This is a genomic window from Cobetia sp. UIB-001 (genome assembly GCF_044789135.1).
GTDB lineage: Bacteria > Pseudomonadota > Gammaproteobacteria > Pseudomonadales > Halomonadaceae > Cobetia > Cobetia amphilecti.
Genome location: NZ_CP058244.1, coordinates 2,402,764 through 2,424,236, shown reverse-complemented (window position 1 = coordinate 2,424,236; position 21,473 = coordinate 2,402,764). Strand labels below are relative to the sequence as shown.

The 21,473-nt window shown below is 63.5% G+C and carries 20 protein-coding genes; 15 read left to right on the top strand and 5 right to left on the bottom strand.

What is annotated here, in order from left to right:
- The first annotated feature begins 44 nt into the window (after positions 1-44).
- From HA399_RS10095 to HA399_RS10065, 7 genes are all read left to right on the top strand, one after another.
- The gene (locus HA399_RS10095) at positions 45-1,001 is read left to right on the top strand and encodes a GlxA family transcriptional regulator (protein WP_054557162.1); all 957 of its coding nucleotides are present in this window, start codon (positions 45-47) and stop codon (positions 999-1,001) included.
- A gap of 334 nt (positions 1,002-1,335) precedes the next feature.
- Positions 1,336-2,379, top strand: coding sequence for a YHYH protein (locus HA399_RS10090; protein WP_404324856.1), 1,044 nt, complete (start codon positions 1,336-1,338; stop codon positions 2,377-2,379).
- A 149-nt stretch (positions 2,380-2,528) separates the two neighbouring features.
- Complete coding sequence (locus HA399_RS10085) at positions 2,529-2,879, top strand: hypothetical protein (protein WP_404324855.1); 351 nt, start codon at positions 2,529-2,531, stop codon at positions 2,877-2,879.
- A gap of 228 nt (positions 2,880-3,107) precedes the next feature.
- Positions 3,108-4,217, top strand: a complete 1,110-nt coding sequence (locus tag HA399_RS10080; protein ID WP_404324854.1) for a YHYH protein — start codon at positions 3,108-3,110, stop codon at positions 4,215-4,217.
- A 157-nt stretch (positions 4,218-4,374) separates the two neighbouring features.
- The gene (locus tag HA399_RS10075; protein WP_404324853.1) at positions 4,375-4,995 is read left to right on the top strand and encodes a HupE/UreJ family protein; all 621 of its coding nucleotides are present in this window, start codon (positions 4,375-4,377) and stop codon (positions 4,993-4,995) included.
- On the top strand, positions 4,992-5,543 hold the full coding sequence (locus HA399_RS10070) for a hypothetical protein (RefSeq protein ID WP_404324852.1): 552 nt from the start codon (positions 4,992-4,994) through the stop codon (positions 5,541-5,543). Before HA399_RS10075 ends, HA399_RS10070 begins: the two co-directional genes overlap by 4 nt.
- A gap of 80 nt (positions 5,544-5,623) precedes the next feature.
- Positions 5,624-6,538, top strand: coding sequence for a hypothetical protein (locus HA399_RS10065; RefSeq protein WP_404324851.1), 915 nt, complete (start codon positions 5,624-5,626; stop codon positions 6,536-6,538).
- A 158-nt stretch (positions 6,539-6,696) separates the two neighbouring features.
- Here the strand turns inward: HA399_RS10065 and HA399_RS10060 are convergent, their stop codons facing one another.
- From HA399_RS10060 to HA399_RS10040, 5 genes are all read right to left on the bottom strand, one after another.
- A complete protein-coding gene (locus HA399_RS10060) occupies positions 6,697-7,743 on the bottom strand; it encodes an alpha/beta hydrolase (protein WP_404324850.1) in 1,047 nt (348 codons plus the stop codon).
- 120 nt (positions 7,744-7,863) lie between these two features.
- Positions 7,864-8,331 (bottom strand): thioesterase family protein, encoded by a 468-nt coding sequence (locus tag HA399_RS10055; RefSeq protein ID WP_404324849.1) that lies wholly within the window; start codon positions 8,329-8,331, stop codon positions 7,864-7,866.
- The gene (locus HA399_RS10050) at positions 8,331-9,284 is read right to left on the bottom strand and encodes an L-carnitine dehydrogenase (protein ID WP_404324848.1); all 954 of its coding nucleotides are present in this window, start codon (positions 9,282-9,284) and stop codon (positions 8,331-8,333) included. The genes HA399_RS10055 and HA399_RS10050 overlap by 1 nt, the downstream gene beginning before the upstream one ends.
- A complete protein-coding gene (locus tag HA399_RS10045; RefSeq protein ID WP_215822968.1) occupies positions 9,281-10,216 on the bottom strand; it encodes a 3-keto-5-aminohexanoate cleavage protein in 936 nt (311 codons plus the stop codon). Before HA399_RS10045 ends, HA399_RS10050 begins: the two co-directional genes overlap by 4 nt.
- A gap of 281 nt (positions 10,217-10,497) precedes the next feature.
- On the bottom strand, positions 10,498-11,535 hold the full coding sequence (locus HA399_RS10040; protein WP_404324847.1) for a LacI family DNA-binding transcriptional regulator: 1,038 nt from the start codon (positions 11,533-11,535) through the stop codon (positions 10,498-10,500).
- Between the two features lie 162 nt (positions 11,536-11,697).
- Between HA399_RS10040 and ltnD the strand changes: the two genes are divergently transcribed.
- The 8 genes from ltnD to HA399_RS10000 all read left to right on the top strand — a co-directional run bounded on the left by ltnD (position 11,698) and on the right by HA399_RS10000 (position 21,044).
- Entirely contained in the window at positions 11,698-12,636 is a 939-nt protein-coding gene (ltnD, locus tag HA399_RS10035; RefSeq protein ID WP_404324846.1) for an L-threonate dehydrogenase, read from the top strand.
- Positions 12,636-13,988 (top strand): 3-oxo-tetronate kinase, encoded by a 1,353-nt coding sequence (gene otnK, locus HA399_RS10030; RefSeq protein ID WP_404324845.1) that lies wholly within the window; start codon positions 12,636-12,638, stop codon positions 13,986-13,988. The genes ltnD and otnK overlap by 1 nt, the downstream gene beginning before the upstream one ends.
- Positions 13,985-14,638: a 3-oxo-tetronate 4-phosphate decarboxylase gene (otnC, locus tag HA399_RS10025; RefSeq protein ID WP_107334577.1), complete on the top strand. Its 654-nt coding sequence runs from the start codon at positions 13,985-13,987 to the stop codon at positions 14,636-14,638. The genes otnK and otnC overlap by 4 nt, the downstream gene beginning before the upstream one ends.
- 38 nt (positions 14,639-14,676) lie before the next feature.
- On the top strand, positions 14,677-15,489 hold the full coding sequence (gene otnI, locus HA399_RS10020; protein ID WP_404324844.1) for a 2-oxo-tetronate isomerase: 813 nt from the start codon (positions 14,677-14,679) through the stop codon (positions 15,487-15,489).
- An 83-nt stretch (positions 15,490-15,572) separates the two neighbouring features.
- Positions 15,573-16,568, top strand: coding sequence for a D-erythronate dehydrogenase (denD, locus tag HA399_RS10015; protein WP_404324843.1), 996 nt, complete (start codon positions 15,573-15,575; stop codon positions 16,566-16,568).
- 162 nt (positions 16,569-16,730) lie between these two features.
- Complete coding sequence (locus HA399_RS10010) at positions 16,731-18,107, top strand: GntP family permease (RefSeq protein WP_054557183.1); 1,377 nt, start codon at positions 16,731-16,733, stop codon at positions 18,105-18,107.
- Positions 18,108-18,405: 298 nt separating this feature from the next.
- Positions 18,406-19,803, top strand: coding sequence for a GGDEF domain-containing protein (locus HA399_RS10005; RefSeq protein WP_404324842.1), 1,398 nt, complete (start codon positions 18,406-18,408; stop codon positions 19,801-19,803).
- Positions 19,800-21,044 (top strand): diguanylate cyclase domain-containing protein, encoded by a 1,245-nt coding sequence (locus HA399_RS10000; protein WP_404324841.1) that lies wholly within the window; start codon positions 19,800-19,802, stop codon positions 21,042-21,044. Before HA399_RS10005 ends, HA399_RS10000 begins: the two co-directional genes overlap by 4 nt.
- The last annotated feature ends 429 nt before the right edge of the window (positions 21,045-21,473 follow it).

Sequence of the window (21,473 nt, the reverse complement as noted above, 5' to 3'; positions counted from 1 at the left end):
GGGCAGGACGGATTCACCTTCTCACTCTCTGGAGCCACTGCACGATGCGACTCGATTACATCGGCCCGCTACCGGAAACCATCGGGTTTCTCTTGCTGCCACGCTTCTCGATGATGGCGTTCTTCGCGGCCGTGGAGCCTCTGCGCATCGCCAATCGCATCAGTGGCAAGCCGCTGTTTCGCTGGTTGCTCATCAGTGAGGATGGCCAGCCGGTCACGTCTTCCAGTGGCATGACGCTGGTCGCCGACCACAGCATTCTCGATATTCGCTCCCTGCCTTCGCTGGCGGTATGCAGCGGTTTCGAGCCCGAGGCGCACCTCAATCGCGCCTTGACGGGCTGGCTGCATCGTCTCGATGGCGGAGGCTGTGTGCTGGGCGGTCTGGATACCGGCTGTTTCCTGCTGGCGGCGGCAGGACTGCTGGACGGCGAGCGCGTCACGCTGCACTGGGAAAGCCTGCCGGCGTTTCGTGAGCGCTTCCCTACCATCAGTACCTCGGATGAGCTGTTCGAGCTGGGCGCGCGGCGCTTTTCCTGTGCCGGTGGGGCAGCCGCGATGGACATGGCGCTGGATGTGATTGCCCGCCGGCACGGCACGGCGCTGGCGGTGGATGTCTCGGAGCAGCTGGTACACGACCGCATGCGCACGCGGACGGACCAGCAGCGCATGACGTTGGCGCGCCGCCTGGGCACCCACAAGCGCCAGCTGGTCGATGCGGTCGCCCTGATGGAGCAGAACCTGGACACCCCCTTGTCGCTGGAGGAGCTGGCGAAGCGCTGTCGCGTCTCGCTGCGCCAGTTGCAGCGCCTGTTCGAGCAGGAGCTGTCGACCTCGCCGCGGGCCTGGTACCTGCGGCTGCGCCTGGAGCGGGCGCGGCATCTGCTCAAGGAAACCGACCTCGATATTCTCTCGGTCGGGCTGTCGAGCGGCTTTACCTCCAGCTCCAGCTTCTCGCGTGCCTACCGCAACCACTTCGGGCATTCCCCGCGCCAGACGCGCTGAGGCCTGGCCAAGGACGCTGCTTTCAACACAAGGGCGCTGCTTTCAACAATTGCTGCAAGTTCGTGCGCCACCTTGCCTGCGTTCGGCTCTCACCACTGGCTTTTGTCGGTGATCCTCATGCGGCTGTCATACCCGCGTGTCAAAAACGTGATCTGATGGGAGAGGCTGCCAGAAAGCGGGTATCCACGCCTTGAGGTGCCATGCTGTCGGGCAGGGTGCGTCTTGTGCTGGAGGAAGTACGAGGTTTCAGCCGGCGTTTGCCGCGGGTGAGTGACAGCTGCGTGTGGCCTGCAGAGGCATGAGAGCGACTTTCGCAATGACAAGGGGATGGGGAATGAAGCATCTGACAAGCAAGCTGCTATTGGGGAGTGCCATCGCCTTGATGGCCTCCACGACCGCCGTGGCCCATGGCACCGACATGAGCGAGCGCCTGGCAACTATCAAGACGATGTTCGATGCCGACAGCGTCGTGGCAGGCCCCGAGGTGGTGGATTGCACGCTTTCCGGCGGCACCGAGACCCAATGCTTCAGCATCACGCTCAAGAACTCGCTGGCCGCCGATGAGATGGGCCCCTGGTGCCCGGGCAATATCTCGGACACTGCTGATGAGGGCGGTATCTGGGTGCGCGACGGCACGCAATACGACGTGGATGGTGCCTTCATCGAAAATCTGGCCACCTTCTATGATGACCCCGAGTGGCAGCTGTTCGATGAGGATACCGGCAAGGTTCACGTCACCGATACCAGGACCGCGTGTGATCAGGCGGCGAGGCCGGATGTGGCCGAGGAGTACAACAACTACTGCGTGGAATGCCGCACGGAATACATGGATGAGGTCGTCGAGACCACCTATGTGCTGCCCTTGGTGCCTGTCGCCCGTCAGGATGAGGCAACAGGGCGCACGCCAGGCCCACGGGGTATCGCCTTCAATGGCGTCAGATTCGATGCCGCAGCGCCGCAGGATGCGATTCTCGCTGCCCATACTCTGGCCCCGTTCGACGATTGCGGGGGGCATGTGAATCTGCACGTGGGTTATCACTACCACGGTGCCAATGGCTGTAGCCCCAAGCAGGAGAAAGCGGAAGCGGATGCCCCGATGATCGGCTTCGCGATGGACGGTTACCCGATACTGGCCAAGCTGACCGGTGAGGATGCTGAAAAGGCCGAGCTGGATGCCTGCAGCGGTCACGTCGCCACAGGGATCGGCTATCACTATCACGGCAACAGTGCCGAGAAGAACGAGATTCTGGGCTGCTTCAAGGGCGAGATCGGCTGTGGGCTCGACTCGCCGGATGCGGTCTGCAAGGCAGATGAACGCCCGGCAGGTGGGCCGCCCGAGGGCGGGCCTGAAGGGCAAAAGCCTCACGACGAGGCGTGATGCCGAAGGCTTCTCTCGTGTGCAGGGGGGAGCCCTTGCGAGCGCAGGGGTTGCCTCGGGTTGTCGGCGTGGTTGCGGCTTTCTGACATATTGCCTGCACACTCTGGCGGCACCCTGCGTTCATCCGCACGAATACACAAGGAACGAGCATGATGAAGCTTTCTGGTCTCTCTGGCGTGAGTCAGGCCCTCGCCCGCAGTGGCGCAATGTTTGCCATCACCGGCGCCCTGCTGGCAGTCAGTGCCGTGAGTGCGGCGCAGCAACCGCCGCGCGGCAAGCCGCCTCAGGAAGCATTGGAGGCATGTATCGCCAAGCAGGTGGGAGACCAGTGTCAGATTCAGGTGCAAGGTCAGCAGGATCTGATCCCCGGTCAGTGCATCGCTCCGCCCGAGGGCGGCCCTGGCCCGGGTGCATCAGGTGACGCGCCGGCCGATGGCGGTGAAGGTCTTGCCTGCCTGCCCGAGGGTGCCAAGCCGCCGGGTGGCCCAGCGGAACGCTGAGGCTGAAGGCGCCTGCGCCGCATGCACCGTGAATGCTTCGCCCGCCACTCTGATGATGTTGCATGGAATCAGAGGGCGGGCGTTGCTGTCTGTGGGCTGCCGGTTGTCAGTGCTGGCTTTTGGACTGAAGCGCTCTCTTTTGCATGCGTTCTGGTTGATTCACCCTTTCTGTCGCGGTGACATCTTGCGCTTGCCGCGACGTCCAAGCGTCCTGTCAGGAGTCATTGAATGACCATCACACCTCCTCATCGTGCAGCTGCCGTGCGGCACAAGGCACGCTTGCCCGCTGCTGTGCTGTCAGCATCGGTCGCGATGCTGATGGCCGGCGCGGCTCATGCTGAAGTCGTGCCGAGCCAATTCTCCTCGGCCGCGCTGGTGAAAGCCCCTGAAACGGTGAGCTGTACGCTGGAAAATGGCACGCAGTCCCAGTGCACCCGTCTGGTGGTCAAGTACAAGCCGGATGGCCTGAAAACCGGCCCGTTCTGTCCGCCATCTCTGGATGATGAGGGCGGTATCTGGGACTGGGATGGCGAGAACTCGGGCCTCTATCGGCTGGATCGCGCCTTTTTCGAGATGCTCGATACGCTCGGCTTTCATTTCCATGATGACGACGAAACGCTCCACATCATGACGGACCTGAGCAAGAGGCCGGTCGAGGCCAACAACTGCCTCAACGTGGCCGAGGATGAGAGCGTCGAGATGACCGTGCTGCTGCCCCTCGAACCGGTCGAGGCTGACGAGCCCACGCCGCTGGGCACCGTCGCCAAGATCGGTCTTGCCCTGGATGGCGTGCCTATCTTCGCTGACGCCCCGTCAGTGCTGGATACCGGCAACCTGCCGGCGCTGGATACCTGCGGCGGGCATGTCGATCCCGGTGGCTGGTATCACTGGCATGCCACGGCGACCGATATCGACACCCTCTATGACGAGCTCGGTGTCGATGCCCACTGTCAGCTGCCACAGAGCCATACCGCCCAGTTCGCCTATGCCTTCGATGGCTATCCGATGTTCGGCACTCAGGATTCCGGCGGCAGCGTCCCGACGGACCTCGACAGCTGCAATGGTCACTTCGGCCCGACCGAGCGCCACCCCGAGGGCGAGTACCATTATCACGCCACCGACGAGTTCCCGAATCTGCCCAAGTGCCTCAAGGGCGTGGTCGCCAAGGACAACTTCGTGACCACGGCCAGCATGGGCATCGGCTCGCCGCGCATACCGGGCCAGGGCCCCGGCCCGGGTGGTCCGGGTGGTCCGGGTGGGCCGGAGAAGGACACGTCTGATCGCCCGGAGTCTGATCAGCCGTCAGAGGCCCCGTCTCAGGCATCCAGCGAGCAGTAGGGCGGCAGCCTGGCGCGCCACCTTGCCGACAGTCGCGCGGACTGCCTGAGCACAAGCGCTGTATGAAATAGCGTGCTGTATGAAGAAGCCCTGCGGCCATGCGAAAGACCTGCATTGCCGCGGGGCTTCATGCTTTTCACCGAAGGATTGTTACCTCATGACGTTCACCCGCTTTTCGGCGCCGCGACTCACGCGGGCAGCCACCTCTCGCCTGGCTCTGTTGCTGGTCATGTTCTCCGGGGCTGCGCATGCCCATGTCGTTACCGATTCGGTCGGCGGCTTTGCCGCGGGCTTCCTGCATCCCCTGACCGGGCTTGATCACTTCACGGCCATGGTGGCGGTGGGCCTGTGGGGCGTGATTCTGGGGCGGCCCGCCACCTGGCTGCTGCCGGTTGTCTTCCCGATGATCATGGCGCTGGGCAGTGTGGTCGGCATCGTGGGCCTGGCGCTGCCGGGCATCGAGATCGGTATCGCGCTTTCCGCACTGGTACTCGGCGCCTTCATCGTGTGGCGGGTCGCATTGCCGTTGTGGCTCGCCTGTCTGGTGGTCTCGGTGTTCGCGATCTGTCATGGATACGCCCACGGGGCGGAATTGCCCCAGGCCTCTGATCCCTTCGCCTTCGCGATGGGCTTCATGTTGGCTACCGGCAGTCTGCATGCCGCCGGTATCGGCGTGGGCGTAGTGGCAGAGCGCTTTCATCAGGGCGTGTTGCTGCGGGTACTGGGCGCAGTGACGGCGCTGTTGGGTGTCTACTTCCTGTTGGAGGCCCTGGCATGATGATGTGGGATCAATGGCTGTTGGGCGTTCGCGCCGCCACCGGAAGCCCGGTGATCCTGTATCTGATGCTGACGGCCAGTCTGGTGGGCGTTGCCTGTCAGAGCCGCTTCACGACTGGCGAGTGGCTGCGCGGCGTTCTGCGTCTGATCAATGCCATGGTGCTGGGAATCGTGGTGGCGCTGTACGCGCCGGATTCGCTGGTGATGGCAGTGGTGGGTTTCGCGATCGTCACGGCCTTGCTGGTGTCGATTCATCTACCACTGCGCACGTTGTGGGGCAGGGCGCTGATGGCGCGTGTCCCGGCAGCGTTGTTGGGGCTGGTGGTCGGCCTGCTGTTCGTCGGGCATGACGTGGCCACTACCCCAGTGGCAATACTGCTCGGCGTAATGACGGCCATACTCCTCATCGTTGTCGCCGGCTGGGGGATTCTTGCCTTGGCCGGGCGTTTGCTCCCCGAGACGGCTTTCGTCATCGCCCAGCGGGTGCTGGGCGCCTGGCTGGTCGCCATCGGCGTGATGACCCTGACCTTCATCGTGATGCAGTGGTGAGGCTGGCCTCTTGCATTATCAGGCTGCTCGCCCCCATTGCATGAGGATGCCCTCAGTAAGCCCCAAGGAATGGAGCGCGTATGCAGTTCATGAAATATGCCAGGCAGTTGGCGCGGAACCCGCTGGGGATCATCGCGTTGTTCATCTCGTTGATCTATGGCTTCGCGAGTCTGCTGCTGAATTCGGCGGCCGAGACACTGACGGTGGCGGAGCGTTGGCCGTTGATCGGTTTCATCGTGGTGTTTCCGCTGCTGGTGCTGGCAGTGTTCTATCGACTCGTGACCCATCATCACGGCAAGTTGTATGCGCCGGGGGATTACGACAAGGACCGCTCCTTCATGCGCACGCTATCGCCAGCCGAGCAAGAGCAGCGTCTGACTCGCGAGGTGCAGGCGTCGCTGGGGGAGAGTGATTGGCAGCAGGGCGGAGCAGACGCCGAGGCTCAGGTGTCAGCCGCCGCTGAGGATAGCGGGCAGGCCGTCGACGATGCCGATGTCGCGCAGCTGTTGAGCCCTCAGGACGGCGCCGACGAGAAGGCGCCGTTATCGCGTGCCGAGCATCTGGATCATCATCGCCAGCAGATGACCCAGCTGAAGGATGCCGTGCTGCGTCAGATGCAGGAGTCCTCCACTGCGGGTGGTGGTGGCGGTAGTGCGAGCGGCGCGATGACGCGTCATGTGCGTGTCGGCGAGACCGATGCCTGCTTCGATGCGTTGTTGGAGGGAGAAAGCGCCCCCTTTACGTTCATCGAAGTGAAGGTGCTCAAGCACTACGCCAGAGCGCAGACGGTGCTGCAAAGTCTGCTCTACGAAGCGCTGCTGGCGGACCGCACCCTGGACGCCAATTTCAGACTGATCGTCGTGGTCGTGCTGACGGAGAATTCGTCTCAGGGCATGACGCGGGAGCGGCTGGAGCAGGAGTGGCATCAGCGCATCCGTCAGTGCCCGGTCGCCATCGAGCTGCGCTTCATGTCACCGGCGAGTCTGAAGACTTAGGCGACGGCTTGACGCTCGAGCGGTTCCCACCGGGCTTTTCAGTCTTCGGTTATATCTGTCATCCGCTATGTCGGTCACCAGCTATGTCTGTGTCCAGATGCGCAAACGCCCAGTCACGACTTTCGTGGCTGGGCGTTTGTGTACGTGAGGGGCTTGCGCTAGTCCAGGGCGCACAGGCGCCGATCGAGGGCTTCACAGAAGGCCTGCCAGGCGTGCTGCATCTCGGGGAGCGCATGATGTGCGTGCAGCGCCGCATGCACCATGCCGCTTGCACTGCGATAGCCGACATCGGCACCGCGCCAGCGCCAGACATCCACCGCTGCTTCCAGCGGTTGGGTCAGCGGATCATGCTCGGCGGCCAGCACTTCGATCTGGCGTGCCGGCGGCTGCTGGGAATGTGCCGGCGAGGGTGAGTAGCTGGCGGAGCGGTCGCCCTCGGCGACGGTCAGCCACATGCTGACCACTTCATCGCGGCCGAGCAGTGGCGCATCCGAGCCCAGCGCGAACTCGTTCTCCCTGGCCAGCACGAAGACCGGGTCCATCGGCGGGTAGATCAGCCCCAGCACATAGCTTGTGGGCTTGTCGGGGGCCGGATGCTCCTGATGGTGGGCCGTCTCCATTTCCGCGCCGTGGGTGCCGAGGCTCTGCATGCGCGTACCCTGCAGGCCGATGTTGGGCATCTCGGTATCGAGTCGGCGCGCCACATCCATCGCCAGTCGAGCGCCGGCGCTGTCACCGACGATGGCCACCGGTTCGACTGTGGCGGAGAGGTGCTCGATGGTCGCCAGGCAATCCGCCAGTGCGTCCTGATAGTTGGCTTCCGGCAGCAGGCGATAATCGACACTGACCACCTCACGCCCCAGCTGGGCGGCCAGGCTGGAGGCGATGCCCTGATGGCTCTCCGGCGAGCCTATCTGCCAGGCCCCGCCGTGCAGAAACACCACCGGTGCCGGCAGGTTGCCTTCCGCCTTGCGTGCCACCTCCGGGATGAAGTGGCGCAGGCGCAGCGGCGTTGCCCGGCCGGCGATCTCGACGTGATTCTCGTGGGTCGTGACTCCCTCGGCGAGCGGCGCGCCAAGTTGCTGGCACAGTTGTTCATAGCGCTTGCGGGCGTCTGCCTGGGGCATCTCTACCATTTCATCCATGCCGCGCGCGAAGTCATCGATGAAGGCGCGACAGGTGATGGGGGAAGGCGTCATGGTCATGAATCGGCTCTCGGCGGGTGTCCCAAGACAATAACACCCCGCCAGAAGACTGGCAGGGTGCGGGTTTCGACGCTAAATCAGCGACTTGTTATCCGAAGCGGACATCGATTGTCACACGTCTCAGGCCGTCTTGCGGCGGATGGCGATACGACGACCGGCCGCCTTGGGCCAGCCATCGTCGTCTGTCGGCTGGGGCAGGGCGGCAATGCGCTCTGCCACCGATTCCGGACAGGGCGTCGGACGACCGCCACTGATGCTCATCGCCATCAACATCTGCTCGCTGGTGGCGATCTCGCCGCCGTCGGCATCCGTCAGGGTGAACAGCACATGCTGGCGCTTGGCGTCATGGTCCAGCAGCAGCACCTTGACCTTGAGCGTCTGGCCTTCATGCGCTTCCGCCAGATAGCACAGGTGCGTCTCCAGGGTGTAGATGGTCAGATCGTGTTCGCGACGACCCTCGACATCCAGCCCCACGTGCTCCATCAAGGCTTCGACCGCCATCGAGAAGGCACGCGCGTACTCGGCATCATTCATGTGGCCGTTATAGTCGACCCACTCGTGCGGTACCGTGATCTCGAGCAGGTCCATCAGATACGCCCCTCGAGGCCTTCGGCTTCCGGCCAGTACTTGCGCGTCAGGCTCAAGAGTTCGACCAGGAATTCATCGCGACGACGGTCCAGCTCGGCGACCGGGCGGCCCGCTGCCTGGTATTCGCAGCCTTCCACGACCTTGTCGATCAGCTCGTCGGTCAGCTCCGGCGCTTCGAGTTTGGTCCACGGCAGTTTCAGTGCCGGGCCGAACTGCTCGAGCATGTGACGCATGCCCGGCTCGCCGCCTGCCAGGTGGAAGGTCAGGAAGGTGCCCATCAGCGACCAGCGCAGACCACAGCCATAGACGACGGCAGCGTCGATCTCTTCGGTGGTGGCGACGCCGTCGTTGACCAGGTGCAGGGCTTCACGCCACAGCGCTTCCATCAGGCGGTCAGCGATGTGACCTTCGATCTCGCGACGCACGATCAGCGGACGCATCGCCAGCTTCTGGTAGTCGTCACGGGCGCCTTCCAGCAGTGCCGGTGAGGTGTGCTCGCCACCGACCAGCTCGACCAGCGGCAGCAGATAGACCGGGTTGAAGGGGTGAGCGACGATGACGCGGCCCGGTGCCTTCTTGCAGTCCTGTTGCAGATCGGTCGGCTTGAAGCCGGAGGTGGAAGAGCCGATCACGACGTGCTCTTCGGCCGCGGCATCGATGGCGCTGAGGATTTCCTGCTTGAGCGGCAGACGCTCCGGCACGTTTTCCTGGATCAGGTCGGCGCCGACCACGGCTTCCTCGAGGGTCGCGGCGAAGCGCAGACGATCGACGGAGGCACCCTCTGCCAGGCCATCCTTCTCAAGCGCATGCCAGGCATTCGCGACGAAGGCGCGAGTGCGGCCTTCGGCGTCCGGAGCCGGGTCGAAGGCGACCACATCCCAGCCATTGGCCAGTGCACGCGAGATCCAGCCATTGCCGATGACACCGGTTCCTACGACAGACAACTGGCTCATGCGACACCTCCAGCGGTTTCGAGTGCGGCGATATCGCCAGCGGTCTTGCCGGTGGACGGATCACGCAGCTTGAGGAATTCACGCGTCTCGGCCGGGGTCATCACGCTGGAACCCAGGTTCTCGATGATGCCGGAGGACTTCTCGACCAGCTGCGCGTTGGTCGCCATCACGCCCTTGGACAGATAGAGGTTGTCTTCGAGACCGACGCGAGCGTGACCGCCCAGCAGCACGGCCTGTGCGACCATCGGCATCTGCATGCGGCCGATGCCGAAGGCAGCCCAGTTGGAGTTGGTCGGCAGCTTGTTCTTCATGGTCAGCATGGTTTCGGTGTCGGCTTCCGCGCCCCACGGGATGCCCAGGCACAGCTGGAAGAGCAGGTCGTCGTCGAGCAGACCTTCCTGCTGCAGCTGGCGGGCGAACCAGACGTGGCCCAGATCGAAGCACTCGAGCTCCGGCTTGACGCCAGCGGCCTGCACCAGACGAGCGTGCTCGCGCAGCCAGTCAGCGGTGTTGATGTAGACCATGTCGCCGAAGTTCAGGCTGCCGCAGTCCAGGGTGCACAGTTCCGGCAGCAGTGCCTGGATCGGCGCATGACGCTCGGCCGGGGTCTGGATGTCGGTGCCCGGGCCACCACGAGTCGGGTCGTTGACGTCTGGAATCCAGTCGCCGCCGCCACCGGCAGTGATGTTCATGACGATGTCGGTGTCGGCGGAACGCACACGGTCCATGACTTCACGGAAGTGCTCGGTGGAGTGGCTGATGCCGCCGGTCTCCGGATCACGCACGTGAATGTGGGCCACGCTGGCACCGGCCTTGGCGGCCGCGATGCAGTCATCGGCGATCTGCTTCGGGGTCACCGGGACATTCGGGTTCTTGCTGGCGGTATCACCCGCGCCAGTGATGGCGCATGTCAGGATAGTCTTGCGATTCATCGTCGGGCCTCACGTGTCAGAACACTTGTCTGCGGTAAGTCGCAGCGGCCATGTCACCAGACGTCAACCTGCACGTCCCGGTCGCATCGCCTCTGCGCCTTTGTTGAACACAGTGTCGTGAAGTTGAGGGCAGCGAGATGATCAGAATACGCCGGATACTTTGCGTTTTACGTCAACTTTGTTCAGGCTGGGCGCCAACTCGCCCTAACGGACGCGAATGCGTCGTTGAGAGGCCTCGATCGTGAGCCAATCTGGCAGCGCCTTAGAGAGGTTTCGCGGCCTCAGGTGCTGCCACCGACCCGCAGCGTGAACCCCAGGTCGTGGCTCAATTCCCCGACGGGTTCGCCATTGATGCGCGCCAGCAGCTTGCGCGCTGCCATGCGGCCGATCTGCTCTCGCGGTGAGACGATGGTGGTGAGGCGCGGCGTGACATGCTCCCCGATCGGCAGGCCATTGAAGCCGGCGATGGCGATGTCGTCCGGGATACGCACCCCAAGCCGCGCGGCGGCGAGAATGGCACCACAGGCCATGTCATCGTTGGCGAAGTGGATGGCGTCGCAGTCAGGGAAGGTCGCTTTGATACGCTCAAGCGCCTGAGCACCGCTGGTCATCTGTTGCCGCACGGGCAGGTCGAGCAGGGGGGCCTCCTCGATGCCGGCCGCCGCCAGTGCCTCACGGTGTCCGGCATAGCGCATCGCCGCGCGATAGTCGCGATCGAGCTCGGCACCGGCGAAGTGGATCGTGCGGTACCCGCGTGCCAGCAGGTGCTCGGTCATGGCGCGTCCGGCGGCGACATGATCCATCCCCACGTTCAGATCCAACCCTTCCCCCAGCTCCATGATCTCAACGATCGGCTGATTCCAGTTCTCCAGTATCTGGCGCGTCGCATCGTCATGGCGCAGTCCCGTCACCACCAGGCCCGCGGCCGACCAGCCCAGAAAGGTACGGATCAGCTGGGTTTCCCGAGCCAGATCGTAATCCGTCTTGCCCAGCAGCAGCTGATAGCCGTGTGCCTCGAATTCGTCCTGCAGGCCCTTGATCACATCGATGAACACCACGTTGGACAACGAGGGCACGATCACCGGAATCACGCGACTGGAGGCCGAGGCCAGGCTGCCGGCAATCATGTTGCGCACGTAGCCGACCTTCTCGATGGCCGCTTCGACCTTGATGCGGGTCGCTTCGCGCACGCTGTCGGGGCTGTTGAAGTAGCGCGAGACGGTGATCGAGGAGACCCCGGCTTCCCGGGCCACGTCATTCAGGGTCGGCTGCATGGCACCCTTGCGGCTGCGGCGGGGAGATGATGGTGGATTAGACATATGTCGCGTTTTCTCATTTGCCGCTTGTCGTGGCTTGGAGCCTAATCTATTAATGATGTTAGCGCTAACATGGTAGCGCTAACATTCAGTGAAGTGCTGATCGGTGTGCCGCATGAGGTCGCCTTGATCATCACTTGAAACAGCTTCCGCGGGAGATGCGAGATGACAGCAGCAACGACTTCACCAGTGATCGGCCTTGTCGGCCTCGGCGCGATGGGAATGGGCAGTGCGCGCGCCATGCTGGAAGCAGGCCTGGACGTGATCGGCTGTGATATCTCGCCCGCCGCCTGTCAGGCCTTCGAAGCGGCGGGTGGCCGCGCCGTTGCCTCGCCGCTGGAACTGGCGGCCGAGTGTCAGGTGGTGGTGCTGGTCGTGGTGAATGCCGATCAGGTCGAGCAGGTGCTGTTCGGGGCCGAGGGTGAGGGCGGTCTGGCCGAGCGACTCGCGCCGGGTAGCCTGGTGATCCAGTGCGCCACCGTGGCGCCGAGCTTCGCGCGTGATCTCGAAACCCGCCTGAACGGCATGCAGCTTGAGCTGCTCGACGCCCCGATCAGCGGCGGCGCCGTCAAGGCACGCAGTGGTGAGCTGTCCGTGATGTCCTCCGGCAGTGAAGCGGCTTACATCAAGGCGGAACGCGTGCTGGCGGCGATGGCAGCCAATGTCTATCGGCTGGGCGACTGCGCCGGCCCGGGCTCGAGCGTCAAGCTGGTCAACCAGCATCTCGCCGGCGTGCACATCGCGGCGGCGGCAGAAGCCATGGCGCTAGGCATGAGCATGGGGATCGACCCCGACACCCTGTATGACGTCATCACCCATTCCGCGGGCAATTCCTGGATGTTCGAGAATCGCGTGCCGCACATCCTCAAGGGCGATTACACGCCGCTGTCAGCCGTCGACATCTTCGTCAAGGACCTGAACATCGTGCACAGCACCGGGCGCGAGCTGAAGCTTGCCATGCCGGTGGCTGGCAGTGCCCTGCAGCAGTTCACCGCCGCCAGTGGGGCAGGCTTCGGGCGCGAGGATGACTCGGCCGTCATCAAGGTCTATCAGCGTCTCGGCAGCTTCAACCTGCCGGCCGCGAATGATGAAGGAGCGCAGTGATGCCGATCGTACTGGGCGGAATCGCCGATGACTTCACCGGCGCGACGGATCTTGCCAACAACCTGGTACGTGCCGGCATGCGCACCGTGCAGGTGATCGGGGTACCCCAGGATGCACTGCAGGAAGGGGCGGCGAACGGGTTGGATCTGACTGAGGTCGACGCCGTGGTGGTCGCGCTCAAGTCGCGCAGCTGCCCGGTGGATCAGGCGATCAGTGAATCCCTCGCGGCGCTTGAATGGCTGAAAGCCCAGGGCGCGCGCCAGCTGTTCTTCAAGTACTGCTCGACGTTCGATTCCACGCCCGAGGGCAACATCGGGCCGGTCGCGGATGCCTTGCTGGAGGCCTTGTCCGCCACGCAGACGGCCTTCGTGCCGGCCTTCCCCATCAACGGGCGCAGTGTCTATCAGGGCCATCTGTTCGTCGGCGACCGCCTGCTCAATGACAGCGGCATGCAGCATCATCCCCTCAACCCGATGACCGATGCCGACATCGTGCGCGTGCTGTCACGCCAGACGCCGCATGGGGTGGGGCTGCTCGATCACGCCACTCTACGCCGCGGCGCGCAGGCGGCCCGTCAGCGTCTGGACGAGCTTGCCCATCAAGACGTGCGTCATGTGGTCTGTGACAGCCTCGATGAGCAGGATCTCGAGGTACTGGCCGAGGCGCTGGTGGATCACTCGCTGGTCACCGGTGGCTCTGGCCTCGCCCAGGCCTTGCCTGCCCAGTACCGCCGCAAAAGCTGGCTTGAGCCGATCGATGATGCGGCGGTGCTGGCCCCGGCGCAGGGCGCCGCGATGGTGCTGTCCGGCAGTTGTTCTCGCATGACGCTCAAGCAGGTGGCGCACTTCACGCAGCAGCATGCTGCCTTCGCGCTGGACCCCGTCAAGCTCAACGCGAGCGATGCCCACTTCGAGGCGGCGTTGGGCTTCGCCCGTGAGCAACTGGCGGCGACGGACCCCAAGCCATTTCTGATCTACGCCTCGGCCGAGCCGGAAAGCGTCAAGGCGGCGCAGGCGTCACTGGGCGTCAAGCAGGCCGGTGAGCTCATCGAGTGCGCCCTGGCCAGTCTGGCCAGCACGCTGGTTGGAGAAGGCGTTGGGCGCCTGCTGGTGGCGGGGGGGGAAACCTCCGGCGCGGTGGTCTCGGCACTCGACATCCGTGAGCTGCGTATCGGCGGTCAGATCGACCCCGGCGTGCCCTGGACACAGGCACCGCACCCGGCCGCCGGCCCCTCGCAGCCGGAGGCGATGCTCTCGCTGACACTCAAGTCTGGCAACTTCGGGGGTGAAGACTTCTTTACCCGGGCATTCGACGTGCTGGATGCCATGAATCCTCGCGAGGAGAACGCATGAGTCAGTCACAGCACGACATCAACGTGTTGCGTGAGCAGATCGCCACCTACGGCAAGTCACTGTTCGACCGCGGCCTGACCATGGGGTCCAGCGGCAACATCAGCCAGCGGCTGGACGATGGCGGCTGGTTGATGACGCCGACCAATGCCTGCCTGGGGCGCCTGGATCCGGCGCGCATCTCGCGCCTCGACGCCCAGGGCGTATTGATCGATGGCGACGCGCCGACCAAGGAGCACTTCCTGCATCGCGCCATGTATGACGAGCGCCCGCAGTCGGGTGCCATCGTCCACCTGCATTCGACCCACTCGGTGGCGGTGTCCTGCCTGCCGGACGTGAATCCCTGCGAGTGCATTCCTCCGCTGACGGCCTATTACGTGATGCGGGTCGGCAAGCTGCCGCTGGTGCCTTACTACATGCCGGGTGACCCCGCGCTTGGCGATGCCGTGCGTGGCCTGGCCGGCAAGCACTGCGCCGTATTGCTGGCCAATCATGGCCCGGTGGTGGCCGGCAAGACTCTGGAAGCAGCGGTCTATGCCACGGAAGAGCTTGAGGAAACCGCCAAGCTGTTCCTGCTGCTGCAGGGCAAGAACCCACGTGGGATGACCCCGGAACAGGTGGCGGAACTCGAAGCCAGGTTCGGGCGCCCCTGAGTGATGACGTCTTCGTCTGTGAAATCCAAGGATCTGACATGACCCGATTGGCCGCCAATCTCAGCATGCTGTTCACCGAGCATGACTTTCTCGATCGCTTCGCGGCTGCGGCCGAAAGTGGTTTTCGCGGGGTCGAATATCTCTTCCCCTATGCCTATTCCCCGCAAGAATTGCGCGCAAGGCTCGATGAGCACCAGCTGTCGCAGGTGCTGTTCAATCTGCCGCCGGGCGACTGGGAGGCCGGTGAGCGTGGCCTGACCTGTCTGCCGGGGCGCGAGGAGGAGTTTCGGGCCTCGGTGGCCGAGGCGATCCGCTATGCCCAGGCGCTCGATTGTCCGCGCGTGCATGCCATGGCGGGCCTGGTGCCGCAGGGCGCGGATGACGCCATGCGCGCGCGCTGTACCGAGACCTATATCAGCAACTTGCGTTACGCCGCCGCCGAGCTTGAGAAGGTCGGCAAGACACTGCTGATCGAACCGATCAACCCGCGCGACATGCCCGGCTTCTATCTGAGCGGCCAGGCGCAGGCACGCGAGATTCTCGCCCAGGTCGGCGCCGCCAACCTCAAGGTGCAGTTCGATCTCTATCACTGCCAGATCGTCGAGGGCGATCTGATCCGCAATCTGGAAGCGCAGTTCGCATATATGGGCCATGTGCAGATCGCCGGCGTGCCGGACCGTCACGAGCCGGATGTCGGGGAAGTGCATTATCCGGCGCTGTTCGACCGGCTGGAGAGTCTGGGTTACGACGGCTGGATCGGCTGTGAATACCGTCCGCGGGGTGAGACGCGCGCAGGCCTCGGCTGGGGTCGCGCCTTCGGGCTCAACGACGGCCAGTCCGGCACCGCCTGATCACGACTCAAGACAGCAGAAACGCCAATAACGACAACACGCCATGAGCCGTCATGCCAGGCGGCGAGCAAGGAGTCCACACGATGCACGTCATGATTACCGGCGCCGCCGGATTTCTCGGTCAGCGCCTGACCGAGGCCTTGATCGACAAGGGCAGCCTGAAGGGGCAGCCATTGTCACGCTTGACCCTGCTGGATCAGATCGAGGCGCCACGTCCCGAGGCGGCGTCATGTCTGGCAGTCGAACCGGCCACCTCGCTGGATATCGAGATCGTGGCAGGCGATATCGCCGACGGCGAGGTGCTTGATCGCTGCCTGGCGGGCGAGCCGCAGGTGATCTATCACCTGGCAGCCGTGGTCAGCTCGGCGGCCGAGGCGGACCTGGCGCTCGGCATGCGCGTCAACTTCGACGCGACTCGCCTGCTGCTGGAAGGCTGCGCGGCGCGTGGATTGCGCGGCACCCGGCTGGTGATGGCCAGTTCGGTCGCCGCCTACGGAGGCGATCTCCCCGAGACGCTGAGCGACATGACCGCGCTGGTGCCGCAGAACTCCTACGGCACCCAGAAGGCGATGTCGGAACTGCTGATCAATGATTACAGCCGTCGCGGGCTGGTGGATGGCTGCGTGCTGCGTCTGCCCACCATCATCGTGCGCCCGGGGCGTCCCAATGCGGCAGCCTCGAGCTTCGCCTCCTCCATCCTGCGCGAACCGCTCAATGGCGAAGCCGCCATCTGCCCGGTACCAAGCGAGCTCGAGATGTTCGTGATGTCGCCCCGTCGGGTAGTCGCGGCCCTGCTCAAGGGCGCGGAGGTGGCGAGCGCGGACTTCGGCCTCTCTCGCTGCTTCATGCTGCCGGGCATCACCGTCAGCGTCGCGTCAATGCTCGCGGCACTCAAGGATATCGCCGGTGAGCAGGCGCTGGCACTCGTCAGGCATGAGCCTGACCCGCGTATCACCGCCATCGTCGGCAGCTGGCCGGCGCGCTTTGACACCCGCAAGGCGCGTTCGCTGGGCTTCGTCGGCGATGCCGACCTGCACGAGATTCTCAATGCGTATCGCGACGAGAGCGCCATCGCCTAGCCAGCGTACGGGCATCTCATCCAGGACGAGCTCGCCAGACACCTTGCCAGACCTGCTCGTCACATCAGTACGTCAATAACAACGATCGGCGTCATGCCAGCCGGCAGCGCCGACACCGCATACCTTGCGCCACACAATAACAAACTACAGGAGTAGCACCCCATGACAGACGCCGCCGTCGCGGGGCCACAGGTCATCATCGGCCTGGGCATCGCCATCTTCGTCATGATCTATCTGGTATTGAAAACCCGCGTGCATGCCTTGCTGGCCTTGATCATCGCCGCCTCGCTGGCGGGGTTGATCGGTGGCATGCCGCCCAATGAGGTCATCAGTGCCATCACCACCGGTTTCGGCAAGACGCTTTCCACCATCGGCCTCGTGATCGGCTTCGGCGTGATGATGGGGCGTGTTCTGGAGGTGACCGGTGCCGGCCAGCGCATGGCCTACGCCATCCTCAATCTGCTGGGCAAGAACAAGGAAGAGGCCGCGATGGCGCTGACGGGCTACATCGTCTCCATCCCGATCTTCTGTGATTCGGCCTACGTCATCCTCAACCCGCTGGTGCGTTCACTGGCGCGCAACAGCGGACGTTCGGTGATCGGTCTGGGCATCGCGCTGGCGGCCGGCTTGATCATCACCCACTCGAGCGTGCCACCGACCCCGGGCCCGCTGGGCGTGGCCGGTATCTTCGGTGTCGATATCGGTCTGATGATCGGCTGGGGCCTGGTGATTACCGCGCCGGCGCTGATTGCACTGGTGATCTATGCCCGCCTGATGGGCCCGCGTATCGAGGCGATGCTGGAAGCCCAGCCGGGTGGTTTCGAAGGTAGCGTCAAGCATGACACCGACAGCATGATGCCTGAATCGGAGCTGCCTTCCCTGCTGATGTCCTGCATGCCGATCGGTCTGCCCATCGCGCTGATCTTCCTCAATACGCTGGTCAGTGCCGTGATGGGCGATACCAGCAATGCGCTCACCAGCACCATCGCCTTCGTCGGCAACCCGGTGATCGCCGTGGGTATCGGGGTGCTGGTCGCCATCTATGGTCTGATGCCAAAGACCCCCAAGCAGGAAGTGTTCGATCATCTGGAAAAGGGTGTCGAGACGGCGGGTATCATCCTGCTGGTCACCGGTGCCGGTGGTGCGCTGGGCTCGGTACTGCGTGCCAGTGGTGGCGGCGATTACATCGCCATGCAGGTGGCGGCACTGGGGCTTCAGCCGCTGTTGATTCCGTTCATCATCGCCACCCTGGTGCGCTTCATCCAGGGGAGTGGCACGGTGTCGATGATTACCGCGGCCTCGATTTCCGCACCTATCCTGATGGGCATGCCGGACGTCAACATGGTGCTGGCCGCGCAGGCCGCCTGTATCGGCGCGATGTTCTTCAGCTACTTCAATGACAGCTATTTCTGGGTCGTCAATCGCATGCTCGGCGTCAAGAGCACCAAGCATCAGATGCTGGTGCTGACCCTGCCGACGACGCTGGCCTGGGCCATTTCCATCATCACCCTGTTGCTGCTCAACGCCATCGTCGGTTGAGCCAGCCAGAGCAGTCAGCTGCATCAAGAACGCCGGGCCTCATCGAGGCCCGGCTTTTCGTTGGATTTTCGTTCATGAGCGAGGTATCAACACGGACATGCGGCGCTTGAGCATTTCCGTCAGCGTGGCTTTCAACATCTGCGCATGTGATAAAGAAAGCAGGGCGATCGAAGGGAAATCAGACATGCCTTCACGAATGGCAATATTGGAGCAACACCTGAGTGCCACGACTCCTGCGAGGCTGAGCTTTGCCCCTGAACTCGAGAGGGACTTTGAACAGTTCGAGCATCGTCGGCGCATGAGCCGTGCCGTAATGGGCTGCTGGAACCTGATCATCTTCCAGCTGATGTTCGTGCTCTATGACACCGTCTATGCGCCGGTCGCGATGCCGGTGACAGAGAATCTCGCCGTGATGCTGCGCCTGTATGTCTGCATCGCGCTCGCGATCCTCGTGCTGGTACTCAAGAGTGAGGTCTGTCGCCCCGCCGGGCGCGAGGCGCTGCTGGTCGCGACCCTGTGGGGCGTGATCGGCCTGGCGACGTGGCTGGCGGTGCGCGAGAACCACCTGCGCTGCTTCCTCGAACTCTATGCGCTGGGCGTGGTGCCACTGGTCGGTATCGTCCTGATGCAGTTGCGCTTCGTCGCGTCTCTGGTGCTGTCGGCAGGGGGGATGGCCATCGTGATCAGCGTGGCGCTAGGCGTAACGATGCCCTATGCCCATATGGACTTCGCGATCGTCTTCGTCTTCATGGCGTTCTGCCTGTTTTCGCTGATTGCCAGCTTCCGCATCGAGTTCTCGGCCCGTCATGCCTATCTGATGACCTCCATCGATCAACTGCGCCTGCAGGACGTGGAGTCACGCAATGCCGAGCTGCAGGAAATGGCCTGTCTCGATCCGCTGACCCAGCTCTACAATCGCCGTCATCTGATCGAGGTGCTCAAGCAGCACCATGGCGATGCTCAGCAGGCGAAGAGCGGCGTGTCAGCGTCCCATCCGGTGCCACCGTTACCATGTCTGGCGCTGATGATGATGGATGTCGATCACTTCAAGGCCTTCAATGATCACTACGGACATGTCGCGGGCGACAACTGCCTGTATCAGATCGCCCAGGCCTTGCAGGAAACACTGGACAGGGAAAAAGGCGCTGGCATCGCCGGTTCTCTCGAGGGGGAAGAGGCTGCGTTGGCCAGCGTCGTCCGCTTCGGCGGCGAGGAGTTTACCGCCCTGGTGGCCGTGCGGGATCTCGAGCATGCGCGCAGCCTGGCCGAGGCAATGCGCTATGCCATCAAGTCGCTCAAGCTGCCTCACCGCGAGTCGGAACTCGGCGTCGTCACCCTGAGTGTGGGGCTTTACGTCATCCCCTTGTCGCGCCTGCTCGAGGGCGAGGGGATGGAAGATGAGAAGACGCGTGACATGGCGGTCGAGACGCTGCTCAGCCGCTGGGTCGATCAGGCCGACAAGGGGCTCTATCGTGCCAAGCGCCATGGCCGCAACCGTACCTGCGTGCAACGTGGCAACGGCCATGGCAAGGCGCGCGCCCAGGCCAGTGATGACCTGCGTGATGGCCTTCACGATGGCCTTGACGATGAGCGCCAGGCTGCGCAGCAGGGTGAGCGGCAGAATGCGCAGCACGATGAACAGAAGGCTGAGTTGCCAGATCACAGGCCGCCGATGGGCGGAGCGGGCCTGTCATGAGAAGTCAAAAGCGACTCCCCGGCGCCGGCGAGGCGATGATGCCGGCGGCGGTGGCTGCCGAGCGCGGTGTCGTCGAGGGGCTGATCGACGGTCGCGGCGCGTCACGCTGGCGGCTCATGTTCCCCGACACCCTCGAGACCCGGTATGTGGAAGAGACGCGCGTCTCGCGCACGCGCGGCTTGCTGTATTCCGGCATCTTCGCCTTCGTGATGTATGCCACCTTCCTGATCAGTGACACCATCCATCGCAGTGAGGATCTGGCACTGGCCGCCATGCTGCGGCTGGGCTGTGTCTGCGTGGTGGCCATGCTGGTGCTGCCGCTGGTGCAGCGCGCGTTTTCCATGCGGCTCAAGGAATGGCTGATGACCGCGCTGGTGATCAACACCATGCTGGTCAGCGCCATCCTGTTGCAGCTGTCGCGCACCGAGCTTTCGCATGTCGATACGCTGTTGTTCGGCTTCTTTCCGATGGTCGGCAACATTCTCTTTCGGCTGCGCTTCCCCCAGGCACTGACGGCGTCGCTGACCTGCACGCTCATCATGGCCGGGGTGATCGTGTTGGAACCTGCCGGTCAGGAGGGGCTGGAGCTGCTGGCGATGGTGATCTTCGTCAGCACCACGGGGCTCTCGCTATTGGCCAACCATCAGCTCGAGCACAATCAGCGTCAGGTGTGGTTGCTGCGCCAGCGTGAGCGACTGTTGCTGGAGGAGAAGCGGGCTGCCGGGCAACGTCTTACCCGAGAGGCCAACTGCGATGCGCTGACGGGCGTCTTCAACCGGCGTCACCTGGAGCGGGATCTGGCCCAGCGCTGGGCGGACCTGACCCGTGAAGACGGGCTGGCGATCCTGATGGTGGATGTCGATCACTTCAAGACCTACAACGACCATCATGGCCATGTGGAAGGGGATCACTGCCTGCAGCAGGTTGCCGAGGCGCTTCAGGCTGCCATCGGCCCGCAGCCGGGCATGGTGGTGCGCTATGGCGGCGAGGAATTCCTGATCATGCTGGAGTCAGTGACCGAGCGGCAATTGCGGGCCTGCGCCGAACGCATCCGTCGCAAGGTGCGTGCGCTCAAACTGATCCACCCTGAAAGCTCCGTGGCGAAAGTACTGACCGTCAGCGTCGGGGCGGTGAGCTACAAGGCCGAGCAGCACACCAATCTGACCGATCTGGTACGTGCCGCCGATGCGGCGCTTTATGACGCCAAGCATCAGGGGCGCGACTGCTGTGTCGTACGGTGAGTTTCTGACGCGAAGGGGCAGGGCAACAAGAAAAAGGATAGAGAGAACAGAGAAGAGAGAAGAGAGAAGAAATAGATAAAACGGAAGAGGGAAGAGATGGAGACAGCCAGGCGCGTTCTCGAAAGGGGGCGCGCCTTGTCTTTATGCCGCCATCAGGGCGCACATACCTGGCCGGCTCAGGGTGCGCAGCACGGCAGAATTCAAGATAAATCGCGTCCGACGGCCCCTGGCATTGGTCGTATTCGAGGCTCGACGTGTGGTTATCTTGATGTACGTCAATAAAGGCGGATGTGCGGCGAAATATAGATGGCAAGCCTGAGCATGCCGAGTGGAAAATACGTGGATGCTGTCATGCAATATGGCGGGCCTGATCGATCACCAACACGGCGATTGATCGCATGGCTGGGCCTGCGGCAAAGCGTCATCGTG